The sequence below is a fragment of the Streptococcus sp. 10F2 genome, assembly GCF_054331515.2.
The window spans coordinates 1-11,662 of sequence record NZ_JBTGGE020000024.1; the positions used below are offsets into that span (position 1 = coordinate 1).

Consider the following 11,662-nt stretch of genomic DNA (forward strand, 5'->3'; position numbering starts at 1 on the left):
ATGAAATCATAACATCCATAAAAACGTCCTCCTAAGCTAATTATATGCTTAAGAGGACGCTTTTACGAATATTTATCGGTTACTGAAAATTTTCAATAGGGAGTTTTCTTCATGCGTTTGTCGTGGAGTTTTGTTTGTCTTATTGAAAAAAGCGAAGAAATATTATAAAATGAAGATGTAACATAAACGAAAGGAAAAGTAACAGAAATGACATCTATGAACAACGGATCGCAGCAACGTTTTTCAATTCGCAAGTATTCTTTTGGAGTTGCTTCAGTTCTCATTGCTAGTTTTGCTTTTGTGGGGGGACAGGTACAGGCGGACAGTCTCACAGAAGTTTCGACAGAAACTGCAAGTATAGTTTCCAATGATGTCAAGGCGACAAGCTAGATGGAGTCAGAGGTTGTGACTGGAGAAATATCAAGTGAAACAAGAGAACTTGATAGCCCAACAGTAGATTCTGTGCCATCTGTTACCTCTGCTAGCTCTATTTCAAGTGAGAATGCATTAGAGAATAATGAACCTACGACTTTGCAGTCATCTAGAGCAGTAGAAAATCCTACTTCTTTCAAATATTCAAGTCAGGATCGGTCTATTTCAACCGTTTCTAGAAGTTTAGCCTCTAGTCCATAAACAGATTTACCAAGTTCTGGAACTTATGTATTTCAAGAGACAGCCAATGTTCAGAATCTTCCTGAACTTTCTAGTCCGGTTCTTGCGGTTTATGACAAGGGGCAGTCTGTAAAATACGATAGTATTGTAAGTAATGAAAACCGATTATGGTTGTCTTATATTAGCCGAACTGGTTTTCGTCGCTATGTAGTTCTTCCAGCTCAGAATACTTCAGGCCAGACAACAGATTCCGCGGTTGCCAATACCTTGAATGCGTTAGCTCCTCGAGGGACTTATACTTTTAGTAAGACTGCAGGTGTGAAAAATGAGGCTCGGATTGCGAGTCCAGATATTGCGACCTACAAACCTGGGCAGTCTGTTCGCTACGATCGTGTCCTTACGGCGGATAATCACAGGTGGATTTCTTACATTTCTTATTCTGGAACTCGTCGTTATGTAGCTATTGGCGGAGTTAGTGAAGCAAAGAAACCTGTAAGTTCGAAAGTTGAGGTGGAGAAGACAAACACTACAACAAATGTATCCTCTGCTGGTAAGGATGTTTCGACTTCAAAACCATCTAGAGTAGTGGAAAATGTTAATTCCTCCAAAAAAACAAGTCAAACTCAGACTAATTCAGCAGTTCCTACAACTGTAGGAACTAGTTCACAAAAAGATTTGCCAAGTTCTGGAAGCTATGTATTTCAAGAGAAAGCAAATGTTCAGAATGCTCCTGATTCAGCAGGAGCTAATACCCCAACTGCCTTAGCTCCTCAAGGGATTTATACTTTTAGTAAGACTATAGGTGTGAAAAACGAAGCTCGAGTTGCGAGTCCAGATATTGCGACCTACAAGCCTGGACAGTCTGTTCGCTACGATCGTGTCCTTACGGCGGATAATCATAGATGGATTTCTTATATTTCTTATTCTGGAACTCGTCGCTATGTAGCTATTGGCGGAGTTACTGAAGCAAAGAAACCAGTAATCTCGAAAGTTGAGGTGGAGAAGACAAACACTACGACAAATGTATCCTCCACTAGTAAGGATGTTTCGACTTCAAAACCATCTAGAGTAGTAGAAAATGCTAAGGCCTCCAAAAAAACAAGTCAAACTCAGACTAATTCAGCAGTTCCTATAACTGTAGGAACTAGTTCACAAAAAGATTTGCCAAGTTCTGGAAGCTATGTATTTCAAGAGAAAGCAAATGTTCAGAATGCTCCTGAACTTTCTAGTCCTGTTCTTGCGACTTATAACAAGGGACAATCTGTAAAATATGACAGCATTGTGAGTAATGAGAACCGCTTATGGTTGTCTTATATTAGTCGCACTGGTGTCCGTCGCTATGTAGCTCTTCCAGTTCAGAAGACTTCAGTTCCAACGACAGTTTCCACTTCAGCAGGAGCTAATACTGCAACTGCCTTAGCTCCTCAAGGGACTTATACTTTTAGTAAGATTGCAGGTGTGAAAAACGAGGCTCGAATTGCGAGTCCAGATATTGCGACCTATAAACCTGGACAGTCTGTGAGCTACGATCTTGTTCTTACAGCCGATAACCATAGATGGATTTCTTACATTTCTTATTCCAAAGTTCGTCGTTATGTGGCCGTTGAAGAGCTTACCCAACCAAGCCAATCAGTAACTTCAGAAGTTAAGGTGGGAACAACAGGGACAAATTCACAAACTACTGCAGGGGTAGCTATTCCTTTACGTTATCATAAAACTGTCAATGGAAAAACATTTACCTTAGTCGGTGGATTTGAACCAACAATCAATAAGTTAAAAGAGTTAGTGCAAGCTATTCGAAGTCTTGAAGTCCAAGGATATAATATGGGCTTTTCGATGATTGATGTAGTTACCAAAAAAGGGATTGAATATAGGGCTGATCAGACCTATTATTCTGCAAGTACGATTAAAGGTCCATTTGTCGCAAGTCTGGCATCGATGAATCCAAGAAGTATGAGTCAAAGTAAAGCGACTATGCTAGCGGTTCTTACCCAATCTAGTAATGAGGGATATAAGCAACTTCGTACAATCTATGGTGCATCTAGTATCTATAATTGGGCAAGAGAGGCTAGATTGAGTGAAGGGAAAGTTCAAGCGCTTTATCCTTATTTGACCCCGCGTGATTTGATGGGACTTTGGAATCAAAATTATAAATACTTTACTAATAGTGCTCAAGGTCATGAAGTTGCTACTTGGTTTGAAAAACCAAATCTTTCACCTATAAAATCAGTCCTAGGTTCACATTATAAAACATTTAGTAAGGCTGGTTGGATCGGTGGCTGGGGTTATCATGCAGCTAACGATGCAGGTATTGTTCGTACACCTAAAGGTGATTATATTGTATCAATCATGTCAAATGCAGATGGAAAATTGGGGCTTTTGAATCCAGTGGTGAGAGCTCTAAATGAGATTCATAAACAAATTTAGTATTCAGATAATTTTTTAGAAACTACTTTTCTTGTAAAAAATTAGTATTGAAGTTTAAACTGAATGAATATTGAATACAGATGAAGCTTTATGCACTTAGATAAGATCAAAGAAGGTCTTGTTTCAAGTAGATCAGAAATTAAGATAAAAGAAAATGAGGCTGGGTAAAAACGAACCATTTTAGGCTTCGCTTGAAGTTTGAATAGCTAAAAACAGCTTAGAACTAACGTTTCTAATGACGTAATTCTAAGCTGTTTTCTATTTCTAAGACTTTTTGCCCAGCCTCGTTTTTAGTGATTCTTGGTTTAACGTCCAAGGATTTTTTTCATTACTTGTATAAATTTAGCTTTTAGAGGAGAAGGATAGTAGATAAATGTTCCTGTTTTTTGTTGAATGTAACCATTAAAGTTTTGTTTAAAACGAAGAACTCCATCTTGACCATCAAATTCCCCCATAATACCTAGAAGATTGTAGTGAGAGATATTCCGTTTGATAGCTTCTTTCATGGCATATTCTTGAAGTAAAGTGGGAGCGTAGAATTTATTGAATTCAGGGTAAGAGCCAGAGAAGAGATAGACAACTTCTTTTGGCATATAGAGGAAGAGAGAAGCGGCTAGTAGTATATCTTTGGAGCCATATTTTGAGATAAAGTCCTGAGCCTCTGTTAGTCGAACCTCAAAGGTTTCGAGCTGTGAGCGGAATTCTCGCAATTGGTTGTCCCGTTTGGTACTAGCTGGTCGAGCTTCTAAGTTAGCAATTTTTTGAGCTAAGTTTTGATGTCCTTTTTGGATTTCTTGGGCATATTCTTGAAAATTTAAGAAGGCTGCCATAAATTCAGCTCGTTCTCCAAAACTATCAAAGAAATATTCGTAATAAGAGATGTCTTTATCAGAAAAATTTCGACGTTGTGAAGTCGCTTCTGTGACATTTTTGAACAGTGAGAGTTCCTCTCTAGTTAGTGGTCGTAGTTTAATACCAAAAGTATTGGCTTTCTTGACAAGCGCTTTTCCATTTTTTGTAAAGGAGTTTAAGAGAGTTTTTTCATCAAGATCTGTTAAGTCCTTTAGGTAAATCCAATTGGGTGCAGAGGAGGAGTAACCTGTTTGGAAGCCTTGGAATTGATACCCTAACTCTGTTAATAAGTCTAGTTCAGAGGTATTTGGATTTCCAAGCGGCTGACCGACAGAATCATATTCTTGATAGGTGCTTTCAGGAAAGAGAACTAGTTCTAGAGCTCCCTTATCTTTAGCATAAGCTTTTAAAGCTTGATAGAAAGGCTTTAAACCTTTGGAGTCCAATACTAGGGGACCAAGTACAATCTCCATATGTAGTCCACCTGTCATGGGCATTGTTTGGATCATGGCTGCAACTTGGATTTGATCGCTTTCTTTATAGGCCAAGAATTCGATAGTATAGCCTCGTTTTTCTAAGAGACTAGCCATTTCTGGGCTCTGCATGTAGGAGCGTTTTTCAACATTTAGCTGTTCAAATTCTTGGGAAGTTATCGTCTCTAACATGAAATTTATTTCCTTATTTTTTTTCGAAGTTTAAGTGCGAAGCTAGCCAGCGAGTATAGGGGACTGGTAGGTAAATCAAATTCACCGACAAATTCTTCAATGACAGGGGAAAGATTTTTCTTAAAGTTATACAGCCCACCATCAAGATTGTTTTCAATTCCACCGAGGTTTTGCCAATTTTTTCCACGCTGGAAACTGTGTTTGGCAGTTTCCAACCAGGTTAAAATTGGAGCTTGGTAACGACCGAAATCGTTATTCATTCCCGCATAGATATTTTCGGCTGTTGGTCCATACTCCAAGGTTAAGGTAGCTGCAAGAGGTACCTTTGTTCCATATTTTTCCTGCATTTGGGTTAAAAAGACTAATTCTGATTGAATTCGTTCTTGGTCTTTTTGGTTTTGTAGAACCTTATTTTGGCGAGTTTGATCTGTAAAACTAGCTGCTTCCTTCTCTTTCTGGAAGAGCTCAGTTTGTAATTTTTGGATCCGATTGGTTAGGTTCAGAAAAGCCATTGTGATGAAGCTATCATCGCCATACGTAGAAAGTAGTTTTTGGTAGTAGTCCCTTCCGCGTAGGGAGATTTGCTTGCGTATCTCAGTTTGTTTCATTAAATCTACGAAGTAATCTAGTAGCTCTTCACCTCCAAACTGGATCTCAATGCCCTTGTTTTTAGCGGTGCGAATAGTTTGCTTGCTTTTCTTTGGCAAGTTGCTTTCTTCAAAAAAGGCACTGTAAATATTGGCATGGAAGCGAGGTTGGATTGTTTCCTCGAGTTCCTCGCTAGGTCCTAACCATTTTGCACCTGCTGTATGGAGGTGTTTCAGGGCTACTTGTGTTTGTGGATCTTGTTCAACAGTTCCATCTGGAAAGGTTTTAGTGAGAAATAGACTGGGATCAAATTTGACAAAGATAGCCTTATGTTTTTTAGCCCGTTCTTTGAGAGTTTCTAGGACATAGCTGACTAATTCTTGATTCTGGTAGTCCATAATCGGTCCGCGGGGGGTATAGAGCATGGTAAATCCTAGAGGTAGGGGGCGAATTAAGATGAGGACTGCAGCCACAATTGTTTCAGATTGATCACGTATGACCAGTCGCTCACTCTTCCAATTATCTTTAATGCTAGCCCAAGAGCTACTCTGAAGGAGGTTTGCTTGGGGATGCTGACGAATAAAGGCATCAAATTCTTCAGTAGGAATATTGATTTGGTAGTGGTACATAAATAAAACCTCCTTCCGTGGTGTATCTGTGATTAGTGTCGATTTCGTAATTGTTTACGAATAGTGTAAGCTGTGTTGGATAATTTATAGAGTAGTTTATTAACCGGAATATTAAATTCCCCGATAAACTCCTCGATTTTGGGATTAAAATTCGATTTGAACTTGGTTAAGCCATCGTCCAAGCTTCCTTCGACTCCTCCCATGTTGGCCCAGATAATGCCATCTTCATAAGCATCTTGGAATACCTGTGGATAGAGAATATACTGAGGATAAAATTTCTTAAAGTTTTCGTCCATACCCGCATAAAGCATCTCCATGACATTACCAAAGGAAACAGATAGGATTCCGGCGATGATTAGTTCCTCTTCACCTGGGAAACGCTCCACAAACCCTTGGAATTCTTTGATATATTTTTCTACAGATTCTTTCTGTTGGGTCAGTTTTGTTAAACGTTTTTTCTGATGAGGCTCTGTTTGAGCTAACTCAGTTTCAATTTGTGCTAATTGTTCGTGGTACTGGGCTAAACGTCCTGGGAGGTTGACTTTTGCGACATGAAGTCGAGCATCGTCGCCATAGATGGTCATCATTTTGCGAAAATAGTCTTGATTACGCAGAGAGACTCCTTTGCGGTTTTCAGTTAATTCCACAATCTTAGAGAATTTTTTAAGGTCATCCATCGTTCCTCTTGTAGCGATGACCCCACGATTTTTGGCATCCTTCATTAATCGGCGGGTATGTTTGGGGAAGCTTGGAGACATATCTTCTTTGGTGTAGACATTGGCCTGAAAGCGAGGTTGAATACTGTCTGCCATTGTTTGTGTTCGTCCAGTCCATTCGCATCCAGCTTGAATAAGATTTTCAATCGCTAGCAAGCTTTCAGAATTGTCGTCACTGTCGTCTCCGATTGCAAATTGTTTGAGAAGTAAAGCTGGGTCGAATTTAACAAAGAGTGCACGCTTGGTTTTTCCGAATTCTTTTAAGGAGTTCATGACAAAAGTAACGAGTTCTAGGTTGCTGTAATCCATGATCGGTCCTCTGGGAATATAGAGCATGGTAAAACCTAGGGGAAGCGGTTTGATTAAGATGGAAGCAGAGGCTACTAAGATTCCATCTTGGTAAAAACCGATACGTTCATTTCCCCAATTGTCCTTAATCTTTGCCCAGTTAGAGCTCTGGAGTAGGTTGGTCTGTTTGCTTGCCTTGGTAAAAGCATCATGCTCTTCGGCAGGTATTCCGATTTGATACGTATACATTAGTTCAAGACCCACTTTCTAATAGCATAAGCTACGCCAGACTCTTGATTGGACTTGGTGATATGTTTGGCGATTTGTTTGACCTTGGGATTACCATTCTCCATGACGACGGGGTGGCCGACGACTTCTAGCATGGCTAAGTCATTTTCTTCGTCCCCGATGGCCATGGCTTGCTCCATTGTGAAGCCCAGTTCTTGAGCCAATTGTTGAATGGCCCGCCCTTTATTGGCACTCTTTTTTAGAATCTCTAAATAAAAAGGTGTAGATTTGACGATGGTGAAACGATCATAGAATTCTGCTGGCAACTTGGCAATCGCAGCGTCTAATATCTCTGGTTCATCAATATACATGGTTTTGATGATTTCTTTGCCTGCCATCTCTTCTGGAGTTCGATAGAAGATGGGCATATTGACCAATTGGGATTCATGGACGGTGTATTTACCGATATTCCGGTTGGCCGTAAAAATCCCTTCTTTGGTGATGGCGTGCATGTGGACACCAAGAAGACGAGAGTAGTATTCAATATCTAGATAATCTTGGTAGGTTAGGATATCTTTGACCAATTCTTGACCAGTCGCAGCATCTTGTACGAGGGCTCCATTGAAGGTGATAACATAATGCCCAGGTTTGTTGAGTTCTAATTCCTGGAGGAGGTGCTGTACTCCGGCAACTGGCCGACCAGTGGCAATAACGACCTGCACTCCAGCCTGGCTAGCATCACGGACGGCGTCTTTTACTTCCTGTGTGATTTTTTTATCGGGTGTGATTAAGGTTCCGTCGATATCAACGGCAATTAATTTGATACTCATTCTCTAGGTTCTCCATAAATAAAGCTATCGTTTTTAATGTAGGATCGGAAGGTTTTTCCTTGAAAGGAAAAGAGATCATTCTCGCCCAGCATTTCCTTGGGGAAATAAAAGCGATGGTCTCCGTAGCGAGTTCCAGTTAAAGCCTGGACCAAGGGGGATAGACTTGAAAGTTCTTTTAAGCTGCCATCTTTCTGTAGGATTTCAATTTGAGTCTTAGAACGTCCTTCAGAAGGTCGATAGATGTCGTAGGGCAAATCGAAGTTGCGGTGGATAGCTGTGTAATAAACAGGATCAAAGCCGACCTCTTGAACCAGCTTCCGAAGTATTTCAAGGTGCTCCTCGTCTTCTTTCTCAAAGAGGACGGACTTGAAGACATGCCGGTTGATGATTCGCTGAGCCAAGTCTGAAAGAATCTTGTCGGGGCTACTCATCCAAGATTGGAAATAGGTGGACAAAACACCATCGTCCAGTGCCAGATAATCTTCCAAGCTCACTTCTTCCTGGAAGAAAGGAAGAAGGCGAGGGGAAGAATAGGCAAAGTAATCGCGATAATCAGGGAATAGTTTCCGAGCCCGTTCCAAGAGTTTGTGGAGGAGGACCTCCATGGCTCGTGTTGCGGGGTGGAAGTAGATTTGCATATACATTTGGAAGCGACTGACAATGTAATCTTCAACGGCGTGAAGCCCATTTCGTTGAAAGGCGATTCCGTTGGCAACAGGTCTCATGACTCGTAGAATTCGTGTCAAATCAAATTCCCCATAGTGAGTTCCGGTAAAATAGGAGTCGCGTAGGAGGTAGTCCATGCGGTCGACATCGATTTGACTGGAAATAAGTTGTACGACCTGTTTATTGGGGTAAGAGTGGTCAATCACACTGGCCACTTTTTCAGGAAAGTCGGGTGCTACCTGAAGTAAAATTTGGTGTACCTGACTGCTAGGATCTAGAATAATCCGTTGGGTCATGAGTTCATGATCGGTATGGAAAAGCCCTTCAAAAGTATGAGAGTAGGCCCCATGTCCAATATCATGAAGTAAAGCTGCAGTCATGGTTAGGAGATTTTCGTGTGGATCCCAAATCTCTGGATAGGACTCCGTAAAATTCTGTGTGACTTGACGAGCTAACTCATAGACTCCGAGGCAGTGTGAAAAACGGCTATGTTCGCCCCCATGAAAGGTGAAACTGGAGGTTCCCAGCTGTTTGATTCGACGTAGCCGTTGAAATTCTTTGCTGTTAATCAATTGATAAATAATAGGGTGATTAACATGAATGTAGTTGTGAATTGGATCTCGAAAAACCTTTTCAATCATAGCAACATTTTACCACAAATTCATCAATTCCCCTAATTCCAACTAGACTGAGGGTCTCCATTTGGGAATCGATTTTGTTTTTGATAGAATAGGGATAAGAAAAACGAAAAAGGGGAAGTTATGTCAAAGAAATGGACATCGGAGATGATTCTTTCCTGGTATGAAACCATGGTCCGTATTCGCCAATTTGAGAATATCCTAGATGATTACAATAGTCAGGGGAAGGTCTATGGAACAACTCACTTATATAATGGAGAAGAAGCGATAGCCACAGCAATTTTGTCCCTAGCGAATCCAGATGATTTTGCTTTATCAACCCATCGCAATCATGGGCATGCCATTGCAAAGGGACTCTCGACCAAGGCTATGTATGCGGAAATTTTTGGTCGTCAATCGGGGACCAATCGTGGTCGTGCAGGCTCGATGCAAATTTCGGATTTCTCCAAAGGATTTATTGGCGGGAATGGTATTGTGGGAGGGAATTTTCCCATTGCTTTGGGTTTGGCCAAGGCTATTCAAATGGATGCGAGAGACCAGATAGTACTGTGTTTTTCGGGTGATGGAGCTACCAATCAAGGCACCTTTCATGAAAGTCTTAACTTAGCCAGTGTGTGGAAATTACCGATTGTATTTGTAATTGAGAATAACCAGTATGCCATGTCTTCTTATACGGATCATATGACTGCAGGTGATATTGTCACACGGGGACATCATTACGATATGAAGAGTCTCAAGGTCAACGGGCAGGATATTTTTGCAGTTGCAGAAGCATTTCTTCAGGCGCGTGAGGCTCTGAAGAACGGGCCGGTGTTGATGGAGGTGACAACCTATCGTTTCCGGGGGCATTCTCGCTCAGATAAAGAGGACTACCGTACCAAGGATGAATACTTGAACTACCAGGATCCGATTCTTGCTTTAAGAGGCTTTATTTTAAGTGAAGGGTATTATACCCAAGATGAACTAGCCTTTTTGGAAGAATCTATCTATCAAACGTTAATGGAAGAAGCAGCAGAAGCTTTTAGGAGCCCAGCTGCAGAATAAAAAGGTCAAGCAAATGGAAAAAGAAAGACAGATCAGTTTTTTGGAAGCGGTTCGAGAAGCCCAAAAACAAATCTTAGAGATGGACCCAAGAGCCTTTGTATTAGGGGAGGATATTGGTATTTATGGAGGTGGATTTGGCGCAACGAAAGGACTGATTGAGCAGTTTCCCGACCGCGTGTTAGAAACCCCCATTTCAGAAGCCGCGATGACAGGGGTTGCTATGGGGGCTGCGATTCTAGGTAAACGTCCAATCATGGAAATTCAATTCTCTGATTTTCTGACAGTAGCGATGGATCAAGTGGTTAATCAAATGGCTAAAATTGCCTACACCTCTTGTGGAAGTATGACGGCACCTGTGGTTGTGCGAGCTGCTTCAGGGGGAGGAACAGGAGCTGGAACCCAGCATTCCCAAAGCTTGGAAGCTTGGTTTGCTCATGTTCCGGGGCTCCAAGTAGTGATGCCTAGTAATCCCTATGATGCTAAAGGATTAGTGATGGCAGCAGTGGTTAGCCCAGATCCTGTCTTGGTTCTGGAGCCTAAGTCCCTCTATAAGACAATTGGATATGTTCCAGAGGAGGCTTATGAAGTGGAGTTGGGCAAGGTTAAGGTCATCCAAGAGGGAGAAGATTTAACGATTATTGCCCTTGGTGCTATGCTTCCTCTCGTTCAAGAAGCTTTAGAGAGCCTACCCTACCAAGTGACCTTGGTCGATTTAGTAACAATCAGTCCCTTGGACCGTCAAGGATTGTTGGAGGCAGCTATGAAATCGGATAAAACTCTGATTGTAACAGAGAGTTATGGGGATTTCGGAGTGGCAGCAGAGATTATGGCTTCCCTTGTGGAACTGGGCTATCAAGGTCGCCTCAAACGCTTAACGAGCCTTTTCAGTCCAATACCGGCAGCCCAAAGTCTGGAAAACCAAGTTCGACCAAGTGTTGATAAGATTTGTCAAACCATTGAGGAGTTTTACCGTGAAGATTGAGATAACCAATTATATTCAAGTTGGTGACCAAAATGAAGTGGTCCACCAAGCCTATGAAGCTGAACAACGACAAAAAGGAGATTTTACCTATTTCCTTTATAAAAATGAGGAAGGGGAAAAGGTAGTCCTCAAGTTTAAAGAGGATGAGCTAGTCATGACACGTTTTAGTCAACCCCAGTCCATTATGCGTTTTGTCGATCAAAAACAAGTCCCTGTTGGTATTCATACACCGATGGGCTTGCAGCAGTTTATCAGCCAAACAGATGCTTACCAATTAGATTTAGTCGAGCAGAGCCTTACCATGACCTATCAATTGTTGGCAGCTGATGGAGAGTCTGTCTTTGCTCACTATGATTTCCGCCTTACCTGGAAAACGGAGTAGAACCTGATTAGTGGTGGCTTTTCAGAGTTGCAACTTGCGATTGTCTAGAAGATTTGATACAATACTATAGATATCAAGGGAGTAGCTAACGGTTCTACCGTGACAAGGTCGTCAA

Annotated in this window: 11 protein-coding genes and 1 pseudogene; 7 read left to right on the forward strand and 5 right to left on the reverse strand. The window is 41.4% G+C overall.

The window, feature by feature from the left end; translation table 11 throughout:
• Nucleotides 1-216: 216 nt before the first annotated feature.
• The 4 genes and pseudogenes from ACXM1Q_RS05315 (at nt 217) to ACXM1Q_RS05330 (ending at nt 3,039) form a co-directional block, all read left to right on the forward strand.
• Nucleotides 217-390 (forward strand): YSIRK-type signal peptide-containing protein, encoded by a 174-nt coding sequence (locus ACXM1Q_RS05315; protein WP_458516845.1) that lies wholly within the window; start codon nt 217-219, stop codon nt 388-390.
• Nucleotides 391-633, forward strand: a complete 243-nt coding sequence (locus ACXM1Q_RS05320; RefSeq protein WP_458516847.1) for a hypothetical protein — start codon at nt 391-393, stop codon at nt 631-633. It abuts the gene before it with no gap.
• 18 nt (nt 634-651) lie between these two features.
• A pseudogene (locus tag ACXM1Q_RS05325) lies at nt 652-1,065 on the forward strand (SH3 domain-containing protein); the annotation flags it as partial.
• 132 nt (nt 1,066-1,197) lie between these two features.
• A complete protein-coding gene (locus tag ACXM1Q_RS05330; protein WP_458516885.1) occupies nt 1,198-3,039 on the forward strand; it encodes an SH3 domain-containing protein in 1,842 nt (613 codons plus the stop codon).
• 305 nt (nt 3,040-3,344) lie between these two features.
• Here ACXM1Q_RS05330 and ACXM1Q_RS05335 read toward each other — a convergent pair whose 3' ends face one another.
• Genes ACXM1Q_RS05335 through ACXM1Q_RS05355 form a run of 5 tightly spaced genes read right to left on the reverse strand, consistent with a single transcriptional unit; the run spans nt 3,345 to nt 9,142 of the window.
• On the reverse strand, nt 3,345-4,556 hold the full coding sequence (locus tag ACXM1Q_RS05335; protein ID WP_458516849.1) for an aminoacyltransferase: 1,212 nt from the start codon (nt 4,554-4,556) through the stop codon (nt 3,345-3,347).
• 5 nt (nt 4,557-4,561) lie between these two features.
• Complete coding sequence (locus ACXM1Q_RS05340) at nt 4,562-5,773, reverse strand: aminoacyltransferase (RefSeq protein ID WP_458516851.1); 1,212 nt, start codon at nt 5,771-5,773, stop codon at nt 4,562-4,564.
• Between the two features lie 32 nt (nt 5,774-5,805).
• Nucleotides 5,806-7,026 carry an aminoacyltransferase gene (locus ACXM1Q_RS05345; protein ID WP_458516853.1) on the reverse strand — a complete coding sequence of 407 codons (1,221 nt, stop codon included), beginning with the start codon at nt 7,024-7,026 and terminating at the stop codon, nt 5,806-5,808.
• Entirely contained in the window at nt 7,026-7,835 is an 810-nt protein-coding gene (gene yidA / locus ACXM1Q_RS05350) for a sugar-phosphatase (RefSeq protein WP_458516855.1), read from the reverse strand. The genes ACXM1Q_RS05345 and yidA overlap by 1 nt, the downstream gene beginning before the upstream one ends.
• A complete protein-coding gene (locus tag ACXM1Q_RS05355; RefSeq protein WP_458516857.1) occupies nt 7,832-9,142 on the reverse strand; it encodes an HD domain-containing protein in 1,311 nt (436 codons plus the stop codon). Before ACXM1Q_RS05355 ends, yidA begins: the two co-directional genes overlap by 4 nt.
• A 120-nt stretch (nt 9,143-9,262) precedes the next feature.
• On the opposite strand from ACXM1Q_RS05355, the gene ACXM1Q_RS05360 reads away from it, so the two are divergent.
• The 3 genes from ACXM1Q_RS05360 to ACXM1Q_RS05370 are packed head-to-tail and all read left to right on the forward strand — an operon-like array spanning nt 9,263 to nt 11,547.
• On the forward strand, nt 9,263-10,183 hold the full coding sequence (locus tag ACXM1Q_RS05360; RefSeq protein ID WP_458516859.1) for a thiamine pyrophosphate-dependent dehydrogenase E1 component subunit alpha: 921 nt from the start codon (nt 9,263-9,265) through the stop codon (nt 10,181-10,183).
• Nucleotides 10,184-10,196: 13 nt separating this feature from the next.
• A complete protein-coding gene (locus ACXM1Q_RS05365; protein WP_458516861.1) occupies nt 10,197-11,165 on the forward strand; it encodes an alpha-ketoacid dehydrogenase subunit beta in 969 nt (322 codons plus the stop codon).
• The gene (locus ACXM1Q_RS05370) at nt 11,155-11,547 is read left to right on the forward strand and encodes a YwiB family protein (RefSeq protein ID WP_458516863.1); all 393 of its coding nucleotides are present in this window, start codon (nt 11,155-11,157) and stop codon (nt 11,545-11,547) included. Before ACXM1Q_RS05365 ends, ACXM1Q_RS05370 begins: the two co-directional genes overlap by 11 nt.
• The last annotated feature ends 115 nt before the right edge of the window (nt 11,548-11,662 follow it).

Bases quoted from the DNA above. Each gene is read 5' to 3' on its own strand.
- ACXM1Q_RS05315 (WP_458516845.1), top strand. From the start codon at position 217: ATGAACAACGGATCGCAGCAACGTTTTTCAATTCGCAAGTATTCTTTT.
- ACXM1Q_RS05320 (WP_458516847.1), top strand. From the start codon at position 391: ATGGAGTCAGAGGTTGTGACTGGAGAAATATCAAGTGAAACAAGAGAA.
- ACXM1Q_RS05335 (WP_458516849.1), bottom strand. From the start codon at position 4,556: ATGTTAGAGACGATAACTTCCCAAGAATTTGAACAGCTAAATGTTGAA.
- ACXM1Q_RS05340 (WP_458516851.1), bottom strand. From the start codon at position 5,773: ATGTACCACTACCAAATCAATATTCCTACTGAAGAATTTGATGCCTTT.
- ACXM1Q_RS05345 (WP_458516853.1), bottom strand. From the start codon at position 7,026: ATGTATACGTATCAAATCGGAATACCTGCCGAAGAGCATGATGCTTTT.
- yidA (WP_458516855.1), bottom strand. From the start codon at position 7,835: ATGAGTATCAAATTAATTGCCGTTGATATCGACGGAACCTTAATCACA.
- ACXM1Q_RS05355 (WP_458516857.1), bottom strand. From the start codon at position 9,142: ATGATTGAAAAGGTTTTTCGAGATCCAATTCACAACTACATTCATGTT.
- ACXM1Q_RS05360 (WP_458516859.1), top strand. From the start codon at position 9,263: ATGTCAAAGAAATGGACATCGGAGATGATTCTTTCCTGGTATGAAACC.
- ACXM1Q_RS05365 (WP_458516861.1), top strand. From the start codon at position 10,197: ATGGAAAAAGAAAGACAGATCAGTTTTTTGGAAGCGGTTCGAGAAGCC.